This is a genomic window from Pseudomonas rhizosphaerae, from assembly GCF_000761155.1.
Lineage (GTDB): Bacteria > Pseudomonadota > Gammaproteobacteria > Pseudomonadales > Pseudomonadaceae > Aquipseudomonas > Aquipseudomonas rhizosphaerae.
The window spans coordinates 3,675,740-3,693,578 of record NZ_CP009533.1 but is presented as its reverse complement, the minus strand read 5'-3'; the positions used below and the strand labels follow the sequence as shown (position 1 = coordinate 3,693,578).

Genomic DNA, 17,839 nt, shown 5'->3' with positions numbered 1-17,839 from the left:
CCCGCTCCCACAGATGATCACTTTACCTGTGGGAGCGGGGCTCTGCCCGCGAAGAGGCCAGACCTGCAACCTCATAAACTCATAAACTCACAAACTCACAAACTCACAAATCCGACTCCTTCACCACCCTCACCTTCTGCGCATCCAGCGCATAGGCCGCATCGGCCAAGTCGTTGCTGACCTTCTCCACCTTGACCTTGCCCGTCACCCACAACGGCGTATAGATATCGGCCAGTTTCAAGCCCTTGGGGTAGCGCACCAGGATCAACTGGTTCGGCGGCGGTGGCGGCACGTGGATGCAGGCACCCGGATACGGCACCAGGAAGAACAGCGTGCTGTTGCCCTTGGCATCGCTTTCCAACGGAACGGGATAGCCACCGATGCGGATGTCCTTGCCGTTCATGGCCGGCACGGTCTTGGTGGAATACATCACGGCGGGCAGACCCTTGGCCTGCTTCATCCCGCCTTTTTCGGTGAACGTACCCTGGGCTTCGGGCGAGTCGTGGTCGATTTCGGGCATCCGTTCCAACGCCTCCTGATCGGCCTTGGGCATCAGTTGCAGCCAGTCGGTTTCCGGCAATTCAGCGCGCGCAGTGGCTGCAGCGAATACGAGGCAGAGCAGTAGAAGTCGGCGCATGACAGGGCCCAGGTTGAAAGGTCGGCCATTCTACTCACAGCCCAGACGCGACGCAGCCCCCATCGAGGCAGGCTCGAGGGGGGCTGCGGTTCCAGCGGCGTGACACCCGCATCGCTGCCACGGGCATCGAACGCGGTGGATCAACGCTTCTTGCTGATCATGCCGTAGATCACCAGCAGGATGATCGCGCCGACCAGGGCACCAAGGAAGCCGGCACCTTCGCCAGCTCGGTAGATGCCCAGGGCCTGACCACCGTAGGTCGCGGCCAGGGAGCCGGCGATACCCAGCAGAATGGTCATGATCCAACCCATGCTGTCATCGCCAGGCTTCAGAAAACGAGCCAGCAGACCAACGATCAAGCCGATGAAGATAGTCCCAATGATTCCCATGATGTTCCCTCTGATATGAACAGGCTTGATGCCAGGGCTCGATAGCAGCCTTGGCGTACAGCCATCAGAGAGTTGATGGTCGGCAATGGTTCCTCAACCCTCGATCAGGGCCTGCACTTCGGCGATCTGCCGTTGCAGCGTGGCGCGATCGGCACTGCGCACGGTGGCATGACCCACCTTGCGACCAACCTTGAAGGCCTTGCCGTAGTGGTGCAGATGGCAATCGTCGATGGCGGCGACCTGCGCCACTGACGGCACCTCACCGATGAAGTTGAGCATGGCGCTCTCGCCGACCTTGGCAGTCGAGCCCAGGGGCAGACCTGCTACAGCCCGCAGGTGATTCTCGAACTGGCTGCACTCGGCGCCTTCGATGGTCCAGTGCCCGGAGTTGTGGACGCGGGGTGCAATTTCGTTGGCCTTGAGGCCACCGTCCACTTCGAAGAATTCGAATGCCAGCACGCCGACGTAGTCGAGCTTCTCCAGCACACGGCCAGCGTAATCTTCGGCCAGACCCTGCAGCGGGTGTGCGGTGCTAGCCACCGACAGGCGCAGGATGCCGGTCTCGTGGGTGTTGTGCACCAAGGGGTAGAAACGGGTTTCGCCATCGCGGGCGCGCACGGCGATCAGCGACACTTCACCGGTGAACGGCACGAAGCCTTCGAGCAGGCACGGCACGCTGCCCAGCTCGGCGAAGGTGCCAGCCACGTCGGCAGCGCTGCGCAGGACCTTCTGGCCCTTGCCGTCATAGCCCAGGGTGCGGGTCTTGAGGACAGCAGGCAGGCCGATGCTGGCCACCGCAGCGTCAAGATCGGCCTGGGACTGGATGTCGGCGAACGTCGGCGTGGGAACGCCCAGGTCCTTGAACATGCTCTTCTCGAACCAGCGATCGCGCGCGATGCGCAGCGCGTCGGCACTGGGGTACACCGGCACGAATTGCGACAGGAAGGCCACCGTCTCGGCCGGCACGCTTTCGAACTCGAAGGTGACCAGGTCGACTTCGTCCGCCAGCTGGCGCAGATGGTCCTGGTCGCCGTAGTCGGCCCGCAGGTGCTCGCCCAAGGGCGCGGCACAGGCGTCGGGCGCCGGATCCAGGAAAGCGAAATTCATCCCCAGGGGGGTACCGGCCAGGGCCAGCATGCGGCCCAGTTGGCCGCCACCGATTACACCGATCTTCATGTCAAAGAACCTCAGGCCTGGCGCGGGTCGGGATTGTCCAGAACGTTGTCTGTCTGCTCGGCGCGGAACGTCTTCAGCGCAGCGTGGAACTGCGGGTGCTTGGCGCCCAGGATGCTGGCCGACAGCAGCGCGGCGTTGATCGCGCCGGCCTTGCCGATGGCCAGTGTCGCCACCGGGATGCCGGCCGGCATCTGCACGATGGACAGCAGCGAATCGACGCCCGAGAGCATGGACGACTGCACCGGCACGCCCAGCACCGGCAGGTGCGTCTTGGCCGCGCACATGCCCGGCAGGTGCGCCGCGCCACCGGCGCCGGCGATGATCACCTCGATGCCGCGGCTTTCAGCCTCGTCGGCATACTGGAACAGCAGGTCCGGGGTGCGGTGGGCGGAAACCACCTTGACCTCGAAGGGAATACCGAGCTTTTCCAGCATATCGGCGGTGTGGCTAAGGGTGGACCAATCGGACTTGGAGCCCATGATCACGCCAACCAATGCACTCATCGTCGAGCCTCTTCTCTTGGGCGCCCGCAGGCGCGTCAAAAAACAACAAGCCACGCAGGAAGACCGGCGTGGCTCGTTATGCGAATAATGGCCGGAGCAGACCGGCCGAAGGCCGCGCAGTATACCGCAAGAATGAAGATTTATTGCAGCCATCTTGACCGGTCGTCAAATGGCTGCGGAGCGCGGTTTTATTGACTTTCAGGTCAGTGAAATCGGCGGTGAATGCTTCGCGGCCACTGGCCGCTCCTACAGGAATCGCGATGGCTTTTCGCAGAAGTCGCGATGGCTTTTCGTGGGAGCGGCCAGTGGCCGCGAAGGCCGCACCGCCGACTCGAGTCAGGCACTGCCCGCCGCCGCACCCTCCAGCCGCTTCCACAGCAATCGCACATTGGCCTTGCGCACCAGCGCGCAGCGGTACGCGCGGATCTCCAGCGGCACGTGCCACTGTGGCCCGCCACACACCACCAGCTCGCCGCGAGCCAGCTCGGCGCGTACGCTCAGGCGTGGCACCCAGGCGATCCCCAACCCCTCCAGCGCCATGCTTTTCAGGCTGTCGGCCATGGCGGTCTCGTACACCGTGGTGTAGCGCAGGCTGCGCTGGCGCAGCAGCAGATTCACCGAACGCCCGAGAAACGCCCCTGCGGTGTAGGCCAGCAATGGAATGCTGCCCTCGCCTTCCAGGTCGAACAGCGGCTGGCCCTGGGCATCGCTGGCGCAGACGGGCAGCATCTCGGTGGTGCCCAGGTGCAGCGACGGAAATATCTCCGGGTCCATCTGCATGGCCGAATCGGGATCGTAGAAGGCCAGCATCAGATCGCAGCCGCCCTCGCGCAGCGCATGCACCGCATCACCGACGTTGGTGGCAATCAGGCGTGTGGCGATGGGCAGACCTTCGTTGCGCAGCCTGGCGATCCAGCCCGGAAAGAAACCCAGTGCCAGCGAGTGCGCTGCGGCTACCTGCATCACCTCGCCCTGGCCGCCCTCCAGGTGATGCAGATGGCGGAGCACCTCGCCCAGTTGATCGACCACCGTGCGCGCCGTGACCAGAAACAACTGACCGGCCTCGGTCAACTCGATGGGCGTGCGCGACCGGTTCACCAGGGTCAGGCCCAGGGCCGATTCCAGGCTGCGGATACGGCGACTGAACGCAGGCTGGGTAACGAAACGGCGCTCGGCCGCCTGCGAAAAGCTGCGGGTGGCCGCCAGCGCGCTGAAGTCTTCCAGCCATTTGCTTTCCAGGTTCATGTCGGTTCTCGTTTCATGGATTCACCCGCGTGCAACGGCCTGACGCGGCTTGCGCCGCTGCTACGGGATCGCATCGGCGGACAACACTCAGATCAAGGGAATACGCCTGATCGCTCGCGCGCGTCACATTCGCCATTATGCCGATTATGCATACCCCAGCAAGCATCAGCATTAGCCGGAAATTCCCTGCAGGCCTAGGATTGCCAGCATTCCGGCGGTTGCCGGGCCTCTACAGAGACTCTCTCTATCATGTCCTCCGCCGCATCACTGCGCACTGAAAAAGACCTGCTCGGCGTTCTCCAAGTCCCGGCTGAAGCCTATTACGGCATTCAAACGCTGCGTGCCGTGCACAACTTCCGCCTTTCCGGCGTGCCGTTGTCGCACTACCCCAAGCTGGTCGTGGCCCTGGCCATGGTCAAGCAGGCCGCCGCCGATGCCAACCATCAGCTGGGTCATCTCAATGCCGCCAAGCATGCGGCCATCAGTGAAGCCTGTGCCCGTCTGGTGCGCGGCGATTTCCACGATCAGTTCGTGGTCGACATGATCCAGGGTGGCGCCGGTACGTCCACCAACATGAATGCCAACGAGGTGATCGCCAACATCGCCTTGGAAGTCATGGGCCATCAGAAAGGCGAGTACCAGTACCTGCACCCCAACAACGACGTGAACATGGCGCAGTCGACCAACGACGCCTACCCGACCGCCATTCGTTTGGGGCTGCTGCTGGGCCACGATGCCTTGCTGGCCAGCCTCGACAGCCTCATCCAGGCCTTCGCCGCCAAGGGCGTGGAATTCGCCCACGTGCTGAAGATGGGCCGCACCCAGCTGCAGGACGCCGTGCCGATGACCCTGGGCCAGGAATTCAAGGCCTTCGCCACCACGTTGACCGAAGACCTCAATCGCCTGCGCAGCCTGGCTCCCGAACTGCTGACCGAAGTAAACCTGGGCGGCACCGCCATCGGTACCGGCATCAACGCCGACCCGGGCTATCAGGCCCTGGCCGTGTCGCGCCTGGCCACCATCAGCGGCCAGCCGCTGGTGCCGGCTGCCGACCTGATCGAGGCCACCTCCGACATGGGCGCCTTCGTGCTGTTCTCCGGCATGCTCAAGCGCACTGCGGTGAAGCTATCGAAGATCTGCAACGACCTGCGCCTGCTGTCCAGCGGCCCACGCACCGGCATAAACGAAATCAACCTGCCGGCGCGCCAGCCAGGCAGCTCGATCATGCCGGGCAAGGTCAACCCGGTGATTCCGGAGGCCGTCAACATGTGCGCCTTCGAGATCATGGGCAACGACCTGGCCCTGACCATCGCCGCCGAGGGCGGCCAGTTGCAGCTCAACGTCATGGAACCGCTGATCGCCTACAAGATCTTCGACTCCATCCGCCTGCTCCAGCGTGCCATGGACATGCTGCGCGAACATTGCATCGTCGGCATCACTGCCAACGAACAGCGCTGCCGCGAGCTGGTGGAGCACTCCATCGGCCTGGTCACGGCGCTGAACCCTTACATCGGCTATGAAAACGCCACCCGTATCGCCCGCATCGCCCTGCAGACCGGCCGCGGTGTGCTGGAACTGGTGCGCGAGGAAGGCTTGCTCGACGACGCCATGCTGGCCGACATCCTGCGCCCGGAAAACATGATCGCGCCGCGCCTCGTGCCCTTGAAGGCCTGAGCCGGCCGTACGCTCACCAGGTCGAGGGACTAGACACCTCTCACCTTTTGAGGGCTCCGAGAGTGATTTCGGAGCCCTTTTTTTGTGCCGCTGTAACGCCCTGGGCCACATATCCCACAAGATGAATATGCCCAGTCCTATGCACCAAAAAGCTGCGCGGCCATGCGCCTATGGGTATAGTGCCGCCCTTTTGAACTTGACGAGGTAACCCCCATGCTTGAAGTCATCAACGACTTCCTCTCGGGAAAAGTCCTGATCGTGCTTATCGTCGGCCTCGGTGGCTATTTCACCGTGCGCTCGCGCTTCGTCCAACTGCGCCACTTCCTGCACATGTTCAGTGTGTTCCGCGACAGCCTGCGCAACAGTTCAGACCAGCTCAGCTCGTTCCAGGCGCTGATGCTCAGCCTGGCCGGTCGAGTCGGCGCCGGTAACATCGCAGGCGTCGGCATTGCCGTGACCCTGGGTGGTCCGGGCGCGGTATTCTGGATGTGGGTCACCGCCCTGGTGGGCATGGCCAGCAGCTTCTTCGAATGCACCCTGGCGCAAGCCTACAAGCGCTGCGATCCCGACGGCCAGTACCGTGGCGGTCCTTCGTTCTATATCCAGCATGGCCTGGGCAAGCGTTGGCTGGGCATGGTCATGGCGGTGCTGTTGCTGCTGACCTTCGGCTTCGCCTTCAACGGCCTGCAATCGCACGCCGTCACCAGCTCGCTGAACGATGCCTTCGGCCTGTCCACCACCTGGACCGGCGTGGGCCTGGCTGCCTTGCTGGGGCTGGTGTTCTTCGGTGGGATCAAGCGGATCGCCGCGGTCGCCGACCTGCTGGTGCCGGTCAAGACCCTGGCCTACATCGCCGTGAGCCTGTACGTCATCGTCCTGCAGTTCGACCAGGTGCCGGAAATGCTCGCCACCATCGTACGTAGCGCCTTCGGCCTGGACCCGGTGTTCGGCGGCCTCCTCGGCAGTGCCATCGTCATGGGCGTGAAACGCGGCGTGTTCGCCAACGAAGCAGGCCTGGGCAGTGCGCCCAACGTGGCTGCCGTGGCGCAGGTCGAGCACCCGGTCGCACAGGGCGTGGTGCAGGCGTTCAGCGTCTTCCTCGACACCTTCGTGATCTGTACCTGTACCGCACTGGTCATTCTGCTGTCGGGTTTTTACACGCCGGGCTTCGAAGGCGATGGCATTGCGCTGACGCAGAATTCGCTGGCCAACGTGGTGGGTGAATGGGGCCGGGTATTCATCAGTGTCGCCCTGTCGCTGTTCGTGTTCACTTCGATTCTCTACAACTACTATCTGGGCGAGAACAGCCTGCGCTTCCTCATTGGCGACAACCGCAAAGCCGTGCTGGTGTACCGCGCGATCGTGCTGTTGCTGATCTTCTGGGGCGCTATCGAAAACCTGGAAACGGTGTTTGCCTTCGCCGACATCACCATGACCCTGCTGGCCTTCGTCAACCTGATCGCCCTGGCTATGCTGTTCAAGGTCGGCCTGCGTCTGTTGCGCGACTACGATGCACAGCGCAGTGCCGGCATCAAGGTACCGGTGTTCGATGCGCGGCAGTTCGCCGATCTCGACCTGGACCCCAAGGCCTGGCCGGTGCCGAACCCTTCGGCTGCCAGCGAGAAGGCCCAGGCAGCCCAGCCCGTTCAGCGTTAAGGAGCCATCGGCATGAGCATCGCATCCCCCGCCCGGCACGTACGGGTGCTGTACACCGGCGGCACCATCGGCATGCAGGCCAGTGCCAACGGCCTGGCTCCAGCCTCGGGCTTCGAGGCGCGCATGCGTGAGCAGCTTGCCGCGCAGCCCGACCTGGTGGTGCCGAACTGGAGCTTCGAAGAGTTGCTGCCGCTGATCGACAGCGCCAACATGACGCCGGCCTACTGGCAGCGTCTGCGCGAAGCCGTGGTGCAAGCGGTGGATGGGCAGGGTTGCGATGCCGTGTTGATTCTGCATGGCACCGACACACTGGCGTACAGCGCGGCGGCGATGAGTTTCCAGTTGCTGGGGCTCAGGGCACCGGTGCTGTTCACCGGCTCCATGCTGCCAGCCGGTGTCGAAGGCAGCGATGCCTGGGAGAACGTCAACGGCGCCCTGGGTGATCTCGCCCGGGGCCTGGAAGCGGGTGTGCACCTGCATTTCCATGGCGCCCTGCTGCCGCCGACCCGCTGCGCGAAGGTGCGCAGCTCGGGGCGCAATCCGTTCGCTGCACTGCGGCGCACGGGCGGCGCCGCCAGGGTTGCGCCGATGCCAGCGGCACTGGATTACCGCCAGCCACGCCAGCCGGCCAGCATCGGCGTGTTGCCGCTGTACCCCGGCCTCGGCGTCCCGCTGTTGCAAGCGGTGCTGGACAGCGGGGTCCAGGCCTTGCTGCTCGAATGCTATGGCAGCGGCACAGGTCCATCCGACAACGCACCGTTTCTGGACACACTGCGCTCGGCCACCGACCGGGGCATCGTGGTCGTGGCGTTGACGCAATGCCAGGAAGGCGGGGTCGAGCTGGATGTGTATGAAGCGGGCAGCCGCCTGCGCGATGCCGGTGTGCTCTCCGGCGGCGGCATGACCCGCGAGACGGCATTGGGCAAGCTGCATGCCCTGCTCGGCGCCGGCCTGCCCGTGGCAGAGGTCCGTCGCCTGGTAGAACTCGACCTGTGCGGCGAACTCGCCTGATCGAAACCCCAGCACGTCCTTCGCGACCAAAGACCGCACCTACGAACCCGTAGGAGCGGTCTTTGGCCGCGAAGCAGGCGCTACGGTGCTACTGTCACTCAGCAGCCAGTCAGCCTTTCCACACGCGCCTCGCCGGGGAAGAACCACGGCCGCAAGCGAACGCCAACGCTGTTACCTATGAACGCGGCGACCAGCCAGAGCCAACCGTGCAGGCTACCGGACGCGATACCGCTGAAATACGCGCCGATGTTGCAGCCGTAAGCCAGGCGCGATCCATACCCCAGCAGCAACCCGCCGATCACGGCAGCCACCAGCGACCGATCTGGAATCTTCAAGCTGGGCGCGAAATGCCCGGCCAACCCCGCCGCCAGCAACGCACCGAGCACGATACCGATGTCCATGACGCTGGTGATGTCTTCCCACACTGGCGCTGCCAGGGCCTTGGCATTGGCCGCGGTCTGCCAGAATGCCCAACTGCCCACGTCCACTCCTAACCCACTGGCCACTTTCGCCCCCCACAGGGCAAACGCCGAGGTGATCCCCCATGGACGCCCAGCCAATGCCAGGGTCGCAAAGTTCAGCAACGCCAGCGCCACTGCTCCCCAGACCAGCGGCCACGGCCCCCGAATGAAACGGTTGGCACCCGGCGCTCCGTTGCTGGCAGGTGTTTCCAGCCCACCGTGTCGGCGTCGCTCCAGGCCCACCGTGACCAGTGCGATCATGGCGAACACACCCAGGCTCAACAGCAGTGCTGGCATTACTCCCAGACTCTTGACGATCGAGATCGCCGGCAGCGATGGCAGGGCGAACCACCAATCCACATGGTGCGTGGCGATCAGCGAGCCGCAGATGAAAAACAGCAGGGTCACCAGCATGCGCGCGTTGCCGCCTCCGACGGTGAACAGTGTGCCCGACGCGCAACCGCCACCTAGCTGCATGCCGATGCCGAAAATGAAGGCGCCGAAGACCACCGACAAACCAGCGGGAGCGACCAGCCCCACCACCGGCTGACCCAACAGGCTGCCCGCGCCCAGGACCGGGAAAAACAGCAGCACGGCCACCGCGAGCATGACCATCTGCGCACGCAAGCCTGCACCGCGTCGATCACGGATGAACACCCGCCAGGCAGACGTGAAGCCGAACGCCGCATGATAGAGCGTCAAACCCAGGGCGGCACCGACCGCCCACAACAGCACCTGGCGTGAACCCACCGCCGCGGCGAGAAACACCGCACCGAGCACCAGCAACGATACCGCCACCAACGGCGTGCCCAGGGCGCGTCGCGGGGCAACAGAAACAGTCGAGTTCATGGAAGCTTCCAGATAAGAAAAACAGTGTGGCAGTATAAAACCTAATGCATCGCCAGGACGGTAAGCCTTACTCAAAGCGGCAAAGCGCTGCACATGCGATTTGTGAACAACTTCACTGCAACGTTCTTTGCCGGCCCCGGTCAGAAACTAGCCAATAATCGGGTAGCAAGCCATTTCACTGTATGTAAAACCAGATGATTGGATTCATCTGTGGATAAGCCTGTGTATAAACAGGGGTATAACCCTGTGGATACTTATGTGGATAATTTCCGAACGAGGACATGGATGCGTCCAGCGTGACGAACTGCCAAGATGGCAGCCATCCATCACCGGTGCCTGAGCATGTCCGACCTTGCAATTCGTCCTGTCAACGCTGCCGATTATTCCGTTTGGCTGAACCTCTGGCAGGCCTATCAGCGTTTCTACAAGACCGACATCCCCGAAACCGTGACTCAGGTTACCTGGCAGCGCATGCTCGATGACGCCGAACCCATCAACGCCGCGCTCGCCTGGCTGGACGGTGTGGCGGTCGGTATGGTCCATTACATCTATCACCGCTCGTGCTGGACCATCGAAAATTCCTGTTATCTGCAGGACCTGCTGGTGGACGACGCGGCACGCGGCGCAGGTGTGGGTCGCCAGTTGATCGAATACGTCTACGCCACTGCCAAAACCGCGGGGTGTGCCAAGGTGCACTGGCTGACCCACGAAACCAACGACACTGCCATCGGGTTGTACCAGCGTGTCGCCGAACAACCCGGCTTCATCCAATTCCGCAAGACACTCTAGGAGCTGCCATGCCTACCTCCGCAATCGATTGGAAGCCCGTCAAGCCGCCCGTGGCGACCACCATGAATGGCCGCTACATCCGCCTGGAGAAGCTCGACCCCAAGCGCCACGGCGAAGACCTCTGGGAAGCCCTGCAAGGTCCGCAGTCCGACGCACAGCTGTGGGACTACCTGCCCTATGGCCCTTTCAACGACCTGGAACTGTTCTACATCTGGCTCGACGGCTATGCCATCAGCAATGACCCACTGGGTTTCTGCGTGGTCGACCAGCACACCGGCAAGGCCGAAGGCATCCTCAGCCTGATGTCCATCGTCCCGGCGCACGGTCGCCTCGAAGTCGGCCACGTCGCCTTCGCTGCCTCCATGCAGCGCACGCCCAAGGGCACCGAGGCTATCTACCTGGCGCTCAAGCTGGCCTTCAGCCAGGGCTATCGCCGGGTCGAATGGAAGTGCGACAACGCCAACAAGCGCTCGCGTCGCGCTGCCGAACGAGTCGGCTTCAGCCTGGAAGGCGTGTTCCGCCAGCACATGATGGTCAAGGGGCATAACCGTGACACGGCCTACTTCTCTATCACCGACAGCGAATGGCCCGCGATCGAGGACGCGTTCGAGGGGTGGCTGGCAGCGGACAACCAGCCGGCTTCAGGACAGGTGAAGTCGTTGGAACAGTTTCGCGCGAGCGCTTGAAACGCCTGTGGATAACAAAAAAAAGGGGGCCACCCGGCCCCCAGAGGAAAACCTTGCAACCCGAGGTCAGCCCTCGATCTCGATCAATATCTCGCCCGGGTTCACACGGTCGCCCTTGGCCACATGGATGGCCACGACCTTGCCGGCCACACCGGCCTGAACCTCGGTTTCCATCTTCATCGCCTCGGTGATCAACACCGCCTGCCCAGCCTTGACCGCATCGCCCTGCTTGACCAGCACGTCGACGATATTGCCCGGCATGGCAGTGCTGACATGGCCCGGTTCGCTGGCCTGCTTGCGTTTGCCGATACCGCCACCGACGAACTCGTTCAAGGGCTCGAACACCACTTCTTCAGGCATGCCGTCGATGGACAGGTAGAAATGCCGCTTGCCTTCGGCCTTGACCCCGACCCCAGTGATGTCGACCCGATAGCTTTCGCCGTGCACATCGATGACGAACTCTGTCGGTACCCCTTCCCCGCTGCGCGCGACCTGGGTTCCCGCCTCGGGAATCGGCAGCAGCACTTCAGGCACCAGGGTGCCGGCGGCACGCTCTTCGAGAAACTTGCGGCCAATGTCGGGGAACATGGCGAAGGTCAGCACATCTTCTTCCGACTGGGCCAGCTCGCCAATGTCCTTGCGCAGCTTGTCCATCTCCGGCTTGAGCAGGTCGGCCGGACGCACGTCGATGACCTCTTCGCTACCGATCGCCTGGCGACGCAGCTTTTCATCGACCTTGCCCGGCGCCTGGCCGTAACCGCCTTGCAGGTACAATTTCACTTCGTTGGTGATGGTCTTGTAGCGCTCGCCGGCTAACACGTTGAAAAACGCCTGGGTACCGACGATTTGCGAAGTAGGTGTGACCAGCGGCGGGAAGCCCAGGTCTTCACGCACCTTGGGGATCTCGGCCAGCACCTCGTTCATACGGTTCAGCGCACCCTGCTCCTTCAGCTGGTTGGCCAAATTGGAAATCATGCCGCCGGGCACCTGGTTGACCTGCACACGGGTATCGACCGCCGTGAATTCGCTCTCGAACTGATGGTATTTCTTGCGCACGGCATAGAAATACAGGCCGATCTCCTGCAGCAGCTCCAGGCTCAGGCCGGTGTCGAATTCGCTGCCCTTGAGCGCCGCGACCATGGACTCGGTGCCCGGATGGCTGGTGCCCCAGGCGAAGCTGGAGATGGCCGTGTCGATATGATCGGCGCCATTTTCCACCGCCTTGAGCTGGCACATCGCGGCCAGGCCTGCGGTGTCATGGCTGTGGATGAACACTGGCAGCGACTGCTCGGCCTTCAAGGCCCTGACCAACTCGCCGGTCGCATAGGGCGTCAGCAGCCCGGCCATGTCCTTGATCGCGACCGAATCGCAACCCATGGCTTCCATCTGCTTGGCCTGGGCGACGAACGCCGCGACCGTGTGCACCGGGCTGGTGGTGTAGGCAATGGTGCCCTGGGCATGTTTGCCGGCGGCCTTCACGGCCTCGATCGCCACGCGCAGGTTACGCACGTCGTTCATGGCATCGAAGATGCGGAATACATCGATGCCGTTGTCGGCCGCCTTGGCCACGAAAGCCCGGACCACATCGTCGCTGTAATGCCGGTAGCCGAGCAGGTTCTGCCCGCGCAGGAGCATCTGCAAGCGGGTGTTGGGCAGCGCCTGGCGCAGTTTGCGCAGGCGCTCCCACGGATCTTCCTTGAGAAAGCGCACACAGGCATCGAAGGTGGCGCCGCCCCACACTTCCAGCGACCAGTAGCCGACCCGGTCGAGCTTGTCGCAGATGGGCAGCATGTCTTCGGTGCGCATGCGGGTTGCCAGCAGCGACTGATGCGCGTCGCGCAGAATGGTGTCGGTGACGAATATGCGCTTGGAAACAGGAGTATTGGACATTGTTGTGTTCCTCACAGGCCGGCGTGGGCGGCAATGGCGGCGGCGATGGCCAGGGCCAGCTCTTCGGGTTTGCGCTTGATCGAATACTGGGTCAGCTCGGGATGGCTGTCGACGAAGCTGGTGTTGAACTGGCCGCTGCGGAACTCGGGGTTGCGCAGGATTTCCTGGTAGTAGGCCGCGGTGGTCTTGATGCCTTGCAGGCGCATGTCATCGAGCGCCCGCAGGCCGCGGTCCATGGCTTCCTCCCAGGTCAGGGCCCAGACCACCAGTTTGAGGCACATGGAATCGTAGAACGGCGGAATGGTGTAGCCGGTATAGATCGCTGTGTCGGTGCGCACGCCCGGCCCGCCGGGGGCGTAGTAGCGGGTGATCTTGCCGAAGCTGGGCAGGAAGTTGTTCTTCGGATCCTCGGCATTGATGCGGAACTGCAGGGCAAAGCCGCGGTGCACGATGTCTTCCTGCTTCACCGACAGCGCAAGGCCGGAAGCGATGCGGATCTGCTCGCGGACGATGTCGATACCGGTGATTTCCTCGGTGATGGTGTGCTCCACCTGCACCCGGGTATTCATCTCCATGAAATACACCTCGCCCTCGGCGAGCAGGAACTCCACGGTACCGGCGTTCTCGTAGCCGACCGCCTTGGCCGCGCGCACCGACAGGTCACCGATGTAGGCGCGCTGCTCGGGGGTCAATTGCGGGCTGGGGGCGATCTCGATGAGCTTCTGGTTGCGTCGCTGGATCGAACAGTCGCGTTCGAACAGGTGCACCACATTACCGAAGCGGTCACCCAGGATCTGCGCCTCGATGTGCTTGGGGTTGACGATGCACTTTTCCAGGAACACCTCGGCAGAGCCAAAGGCCTTGGTCGCTTCGGAAATCACCCGTGGAAAGGCCTGCTCCAGTTCCTCGCGGCTGTTGCAACGGCGAATGCCGCGCCCGCCGCCGCCCGAGGTGGCCTTGAGCATGACCGGGTAGCCAATGCGCTCACCCTCGGCCAACGCCTCGTGGATATCGGCGACGTTGCCCTCGGTGCCGGGCGTGACGGGCACGCCCGCCTTGATCATGCTGCGCCGGGCTTCGGTCTTGTCGCCCATACGGCGGATGACCTCGGCCGACGGCCCGATGAACTTCACCCCGCGCTCGGCGCAGATGTCCGCCAGTTCGGCGTTCTCGGAGAGAAAGCCATAGCCTGGGTGCAAGGCATCGCAGCCGGTTTCCACCGCCAGGTTGACCAGCTTGCGGGGGTTCAGGTAACCGGCCAGGGGCTCGGCGCCGATGCTGTGGGCTTCGTCTGCGCGCTTGACGTGCAGCGCGTGACGATCGGCTTCGGAATAGATCGCGACCGAACGAATGCCCATTTCGGCGCAGGCTCGTACGATGCGTACGGCAATCTCACCTCGGTTGGCGATCAGGATCTTTTTTATCACTTGGAATTTCCTCGACCGATGAATCCATTCGGGTCGGTGCGTGGCCGACCCTTTGGGTAACCAGTTGTTTCCTGGTCGCCTCTGCAAGCTAGCGCGGTACGAGGATTAATAAAAATCAATCTTTGTTAGGTTACATATTAGCTAAAGCTTATAGTTGGCTGATAATCGTTCGAACATTGGATCGAGATATGCGTAAGTCACTGATGCGCCTGACATTGCGCCAATTGCAGGTGTTCAACGAGGTGTGCGATCTGCGCTCCTACAGCCGTGCAGCCGAAGAAATGTCGCTGACCCAACCGGCGGTCAGCTTGCAGATTCGCCAGCTGGAAGAGCTGGTCGGCCAGCCGTTGTTCGACTATGTGGGCAAGAAGCTCTACTTGACCGAGGCCGCCGAAGCATTGCAGGCTGCCAGTCGCGACATTTTCGGCCGCCTGGAAAACCTCGACATGCAGCTCTCCGACATGCAGGGCTCGTTGCAGGGTCAGCTCAAGCTGGCGGTCGAGTCCAGTGCCAAGTACTTCACGCCACACCTGTTCGCCGCATTCCGCACCCTGCATCCAGAGGTCAATCTGCAGCTCACGGTGGTCAACCGCGCCCAGGTGGTTCGCCGCTTGAGTGACAACCGCGACGACGTGACCATCATGTCGATGGTGCCGCAGGACATGGGGCTGGACTTCATGCCCTTCCTCAACAATCCGATCGTGGCGGTGGCGCCGCCCGAGCACCCGCTGTGCCAGCTCGACCGGGTCAACCTGCAGGACCTGCAAGCCTATCCGTTGCTGGTGCGCGAGCAAGGCTCGGGCACACGACGGGCCTGCGAGGAATACTTCAAGGAGAAACGCGTGCACTTCACGCAGACACTCGAAGTGGCGTCTGCCGAAGCCCAGCGTGAGTGCGTGATCGCCGGGCTGGGCCTAGCGCTGCTGACACGCCATGCGGTGGCCCGAGAGCTATCTGCAGGCACGCTGCGCGAGTTGCGCGTGGAAGAGCTGCCGCTGCAACGCAGCTGGTGCGTGGTACAGGCCAAGGCCCGGCGTCAGTCGCCGGTGGCGTTGGCCTTTGCTGCGTTCATTCGTACCGAGCGGGCGCAGATCACGGCGCTGGTCGAGCGCTTTGCCGGGCACCCGCCGGTGCGGCCTGCCAGTAGTTGAGCTCGGCATCGTCACCGGTCTCCTGAAGCAGGCGACGCTGCTCGGCGTAGGTCTCGATCGCGCGGCGAAACTCCATGCGGCGCTGATCTTCCTGCTGACGTTTGGTGCGGGTGGCGCTATTGCCCTGCGCTTGCGTGCCGTCGAAGTAACGAGCCATTGCGTGTCTCCCAGTTCGAGTTCGGGAGTACAGGGTGGCGTGGGTGTATGAAGGTTTGGCGACGAGGCGGTGAACATCGGATTAAACCCACAACCGCCGTTCAGTCCTCGTGAGCCTCGTGGGCTTTCACCGACTTGGGCGACAGGCGCAGGCTGCGCAGACTGCGCTTGACGCTTTTCAAATGGTTGACCAGGTCTGGACCGCGAGCCATGGCCACACCCATGGCCAGCACGTCGATCACTACCAGGTGAGCGATGCGCGAGGCCAGAGGCGTGTAGATCTCGGTGTCTTCGTGCACGTCGACCGCCAGGTTGACCGTCGCCAGTTCTGCCAGCGGCGTCTGCCCAGGACACAGGGAGATCAACGTGGCGCCGGTTTCGCGCACCAGGTTGGCGGTGATCAGCAGGTCCTTGGAACGCCCCGACTGCGAGATGCACACAGCCACATCGGTCGGCTTGAGGGTCACCGCCGACATGGCCTGCATGTGCGGGTCCGAATACGCCGCGGCTGTGAGCAACAGGCGGAAGAACTTGTGCTGGGCATCGGCCGCCACCGCGCCGGAAGCACCAAAACCATAGAACTCGACCCGCTGTGCGGTGACCATGGCGCTGATCGCCCGCTGCAAGGCCTCGGGGTCGAGCTTCTCGCGCACTTCCATGAGGGTATGCAGGGTGGTGTCGAAGATCTTTAGGCTGTAGTCGGCCACCGAATCGTCTTCGTGGATGGCGAACTGGCCGAAGCTCGCCCCCGCTGCCAGGCTCTGCGCCAGCTTGAGCTTGAGGTCCTGAAAGCCGGTGCAGCCGATCGCCCGGCAGAAGCGCACGATGGTCGGCTCGCTGATGCCCACGCTGTGCGCCAGGTCGGCCATGGAGCTGTGCATCACCGCCGCAGGGTCCAGCAGCACATGCTCGGCAACCTTGAGTTCGGATTTGCGCAGCAGGTGGCGAGACTGGTCGATGTGTTGCAGCAGGTTCAAGGGACAGCTTCCGCTAAAGGAGTCGAAGGGCCGGGATGTAGCTAGCTTGCAGTTATACTACAAGCCTTTGTGATCGCCCAGTTAAACGTCTCAGCAGACCTTTTCAGCGTCGTCCGTCCGCAGCTGTAAGGCGCCTCTGCCGACCTATTCGCTTGATCCCTGTGTCGGCGCCCCCATCAGGTACATACGCTGCAGGGTGGATGTGGCCGACCAAAATATCTATCTACGACAAGCGACGAGACAGACAGACAGACAGACAGCTGACACTCATGTTTCTGCTCGATCAAGTGTTCTGAAAACGAACACAAGACTTCGGTAAGAGCTGGTAGGGCGAGCGCTGGCGTACCCGGAAAGACTCTAGGCGCTAAAATGACCGTCCGCATTGGTCCCTTCTGATATCGCGGGCCAATCCCATGCCCATATGGTGCAGAAGAAAAAATTTGAAGTCGTCATCAGGTGGGACGGTTGTGTTAGTCGCGGATCAGACCCTGGAAAAAACTCTAAAACATACAAACTGTTAGATTTTTTTCGAGGAGAAAAGGGTAAAAATTGAGTATGTTTTTCTTCCCAATTGAGTGAAATCATTGAGCCCTGAACCTGATGGGGGCCAGTGTTCAACACACAGTACCGATTGCCGGAAGGAAGCCAGATATGCAAATCTATGGATACAAACGAAAAGGAAAGCGGCTCGAAACAATGAAGGAAGTTTCGATCGTAGCAACGCCACGGGAGCTGAAAACGGTGATCAAGATGCTCAAGCGTGCTGTGGCAGAAATGGAAGGCAAGAAGAAACTCAGGGTCGATCATCTTCATTTTCAGGATCTGCACAAGCCGGCTGACCCGAAGTCAGGAGATTTCATCGTCATGATTACGCCACCTAACTAACTCCCCTGCCTAGGTGCCCTCTCCTGTCTTACACAGCCCGGATCGCTGCTATCGCATCTGCTATCTGTCCTCGAAGGGTTATGCGGATCTTCAGTAAGAACGGTCCGCGCACTATGCGCTGGGGTACACCAGACCTACGCACCTTTCTCGACCGATAAGGGCATCTACAAAAGGTCGGGATGCTCCAGCGTCCACAAAGCCGTGGAAAAGCCCGCCGCTTTTTTGCACATGCCCGCGGCTGTCCAGCGTATTGGGACAAGGTGCCATAGGCAGTGTT

The 17,839-nt window shown here is 62.3% G+C and carries 17 protein-coding genes; 7 read left to right on the top strand and 10 right to left on the bottom strand.

Features of this window, described 5'->3' with window-relative positions:
• Window positions 1-103 precede the first annotated feature (103 nt).
• The 5 genes from LT40_RS16335 to LT40_RS16315 all read right to left on the bottom strand — a co-directional run bounded on the left by LT40_RS16335 (window position 104) and on the right by LT40_RS16315 (window position 3,950).
• Entirely contained in the window at window positions 104-637 is a 534-nt protein-coding gene (locus tag LT40_RS16335; RefSeq protein ID WP_043192129.1) for a DUF3299 domain-containing protein, read from the bottom strand.
• A 140-nt stretch (window positions 638-777) separates the two neighbouring features.
• Complete coding sequence (locus LT40_RS16330; protein ID WP_043192127.1) at window positions 778-1,026, bottom strand: GlsB/YeaQ/YmgE family stress response membrane protein; 249 nt, start codon at window positions 1,024-1,026, stop codon at window positions 778-780.
• A 93-nt stretch (window positions 1,027-1,119) separates the two neighbouring features.
• Window positions 1,120-2,202, bottom strand: coding sequence for a 5-(carboxyamino)imidazole ribonucleotide synthase (locus tag LT40_RS16325; protein WP_043192126.1), 1,083 nt, complete (start codon window positions 2,200-2,202; stop codon window positions 1,120-1,122).
• 11 nt (window positions 2,203-2,213) lie between these two features.
• Window positions 2,214-2,705 carry a 5-(carboxyamino)imidazole ribonucleotide mutase gene (purE, locus tag LT40_RS16320; RefSeq protein ID WP_043192124.1) on the bottom strand — a complete coding sequence of 164 codons (492 nt, stop codon included), beginning with the start codon at window positions 2,703-2,705 and terminating at the stop codon, window positions 2,214-2,216.
• A gap of 336 nt (window positions 2,706-3,041) precedes the next feature.
• Window positions 3,042-3,950: a LysR substrate-binding domain-containing protein gene (locus LT40_RS16315; protein WP_043192122.1), complete on the bottom strand. Its 909-nt coding sequence runs from the start codon at window positions 3,948-3,950 to the stop codon at window positions 3,042-3,044.
• Window positions 3,951-4,199: 249 nt separating this feature from the next.
• Here LT40_RS16315 and LT40_RS16310 point away from each other — a divergent pair, with 249 nt between their 5' ends.
• The 3 genes from LT40_RS16310 to LT40_RS16300 all read left to right on the top strand — a co-directional run bounded on the left by LT40_RS16310 (window position 4,200) and on the right by LT40_RS16300 (window position 8,291).
• The gene (locus tag LT40_RS16310) at window positions 4,200-5,624 is read left to right on the top strand and encodes an aspartate ammonia-lyase (RefSeq protein ID WP_043192120.1); all 1,425 of its coding nucleotides are present in this window, start codon (window positions 4,200-4,202) and stop codon (window positions 5,622-5,624) included.
• Between the two features lie 213 nt (window positions 5,625-5,837).
• Window positions 5,838-7,280 carry an alanine/glycine:cation symporter family protein gene (locus LT40_RS16305; protein ID WP_043192117.1) on the top strand — a complete coding sequence of 481 codons (1,443 nt, stop codon included), beginning with the start codon at window positions 5,838-5,840 and terminating at the stop codon, window positions 7,278-7,280.
• A 12-nt stretch (window positions 7,281-7,292) separates the two neighbouring features.
• Window positions 7,293-8,291 (top strand): asparaginase, encoded by a 999-nt coding sequence (locus tag LT40_RS16300; protein ID WP_043192115.1) that lies wholly within the window; start codon window positions 7,293-7,295, stop codon window positions 8,289-8,291.
• 98 nt (window positions 8,292-8,389) lie between these two features.
• Here the strand turns inward: LT40_RS16300 and LT40_RS16295 are convergent, their stop codons facing one another.
• Window positions 8,390-9,601: a YeeE/YedE family protein gene (locus tag LT40_RS16295; protein ID WP_043192114.1), complete on the bottom strand. Its 1,212-nt coding sequence runs from the start codon at window positions 9,599-9,601 to the stop codon at window positions 8,390-8,392.
• A 342-nt stretch (window positions 9,602-9,943) separates the two neighbouring features.
• Between LT40_RS16295 and LT40_RS16290 the strand changes: the two genes are divergently transcribed.
• Window positions 9,944-10,390, top strand: coding sequence for a GNAT family N-acetyltransferase (locus tag LT40_RS16290; protein WP_043193762.1), 447 nt, complete (start codon window positions 9,944-9,946; stop codon window positions 10,388-10,390).
• An 8-nt stretch (window positions 10,391-10,398) separates the two neighbouring features.
• A complete protein-coding gene (locus tag LT40_RS16285; protein ID WP_043192112.1) occupies window positions 10,399-11,076 on the top strand; it encodes a GNAT family N-acetyltransferase in 678 nt (225 codons plus the stop codon).
• 66 nt (window positions 11,077-11,142) lie between these two features.
• Here the strand turns inward: LT40_RS16285 and oadA are convergent, their stop codons facing one another.
• Window positions 11,143-12,966, bottom strand: a complete 1,824-nt coding sequence (gene oadA / locus LT40_RS16280; RefSeq protein ID WP_043192110.1) for a sodium-extruding oxaloacetate decarboxylase subunit alpha — start codon at window positions 12,964-12,966, stop codon at window positions 11,143-11,145.
• 11 nt (window positions 12,967-12,977) lie between these two features.
• On the bottom strand, window positions 12,978-14,393 hold the full coding sequence (locus LT40_RS16275) for an acetyl-CoA carboxylase biotin carboxylase subunit (protein WP_043192108.1): 1,416 nt from the start codon (window positions 14,391-14,393) through the stop codon (window positions 12,978-12,980).
• A 188-nt stretch (window positions 14,394-14,581) separates the two neighbouring features.
• Between LT40_RS16275 and LT40_RS16270 the strand changes: the two genes are divergently transcribed.
• Window positions 14,582-15,544, top strand: a complete 963-nt coding sequence (locus LT40_RS16270) for a LysR family transcriptional regulator (RefSeq protein WP_043192105.1) — start codon at window positions 14,582-14,584, stop codon at window positions 15,542-15,544.
• Here LT40_RS16270 and LT40_RS16265 read toward each other — a convergent pair.
• Window positions 15,486-15,701 (bottom strand): PA3496 family putative envelope integrity protein, encoded by a 216-nt coding sequence (locus tag LT40_RS16265; RefSeq protein WP_043192104.1) that lies wholly within the window; start codon window positions 15,699-15,701, stop codon window positions 15,486-15,488. The two genes, LT40_RS16270 and LT40_RS16265, sit on opposite strands and share 59 nt — an antisense overlap.
• 100 nt (window positions 15,702-15,801) lie before the next feature.
• The gene (hexR, locus tag LT40_RS16260; protein ID WP_043192102.1) at window positions 15,802-16,677 is read right to left on the bottom strand and encodes a transcriptional regulator HexR; all 876 of its coding nucleotides are present in this window, start codon (window positions 16,675-16,677) and stop codon (window positions 15,802-15,804) included.
• Window positions 16,678-17,328: 651 nt separating this feature from the next.
• Between hexR and LT40_RS16255 the strand changes: the two genes are divergently transcribed.
• Complete coding sequence (locus tag LT40_RS16255; RefSeq protein ID WP_043192100.1) at window positions 17,329-17,562, top strand: hypothetical protein; 234 nt, start codon at window positions 17,329-17,331, stop codon at window positions 17,560-17,562.
• Window positions 17,563-17,839: the final 277 nt, after the last annotated feature.

Excerpts from the sequence above, each read along its gene's own strand:
- LT40_RS16315 (WP_043192122.1), bottom strand. The coding sequence starts at position 3,950 with ATGAACCTGGAAAGCAAATGGCTGGAAGACTTCAGCGCGCTGGCGGCC.
- LT40_RS16310 (WP_043192120.1), top strand. The coding sequence starts at position 4,200 with ATGTCCTCCGCCGCATCACTGCGCACTGAAAAAGACCTGCTCGGCGTT.
- LT40_RS16300 (WP_043192115.1), top strand. The coding sequence starts at position 7,293 with ATGAGCATCGCATCCCCCGCCCGGCACGTACGGGTGCTGTACACCGGC.
- LT40_RS16325 (WP_043192126.1), bottom strand. The coding sequence starts at position 2,202 with ATGAAGATCGGTGTAATCGGTGGCGGCCAACTGGGCCGCATGCTGGCC.
- oadA (WP_043192110.1), bottom strand. The coding sequence starts at position 12,966 with ATGTCCAATACTCCTGTTTCCAAGCGCATATTCGTCACCGACACCATT.
- LT40_RS16290 (WP_043193762.1), top strand. The coding sequence starts at position 9,944 with ATGTCCGACCTTGCAATTCGTCCTGTCAACGCTGCCGATTATTCCGTT.
- LT40_RS16255 (WP_043192100.1), top strand. The coding sequence starts at position 17,329 with ATGCAAATCTATGGATACAAACGAAAAGGAAAGCGGCTCGAAACAATG.
- LT40_RS16295 (WP_043192114.1), bottom strand. The coding sequence starts at position 9,601 with ATGAACTCGACTGTTTCTGTTGCCCCGCGACGCGCCCTGGGCACGCCG.
- LT40_RS16305 (WP_043192117.1), top strand. The coding sequence starts at position 5,838 with ATGCTTGAAGTCATCAACGACTTCCTCTCGGGAAAAGTCCTGATCGTG.
- LT40_RS16265 (WP_043192104.1), bottom strand. The coding sequence starts at position 15,701 with ATGGCTCGTTACTTCGACGGCACGCAAGCGCAGGGCAATAGCGCCACC.
- LT40_RS16285 (WP_043192112.1), top strand. The coding sequence starts at position 10,399 with ATGCCTACCTCCGCAATCGATTGGAAGCCCGTCAAGCCGCCCGTGGCG.
- purE (WP_043192124.1), bottom strand. The coding sequence starts at position 2,705 with ATGAGTGCATTGGTTGGCGTGATCATGGGCTCCAAGTCCGATTGGTCC.
- LT40_RS16330 (WP_043192127.1), bottom strand. The coding sequence starts at position 1,026 with ATGGGAATCATTGGGACTATCTTCATCGGCTTGATCGTTGGTCTGCTG.
- LT40_RS16270 (WP_043192105.1), top strand. The coding sequence starts at position 14,582 with ATGCGTAAGTCACTGATGCGCCTGACATTGCGCCAATTGCAGGTGTTC.
- LT40_RS16335 (WP_043192129.1), bottom strand. The coding sequence starts at position 637 with ATGCGCCGACTTCTACTGCTCTGCCTCGTATTCGCTGCAGCCACTGCG.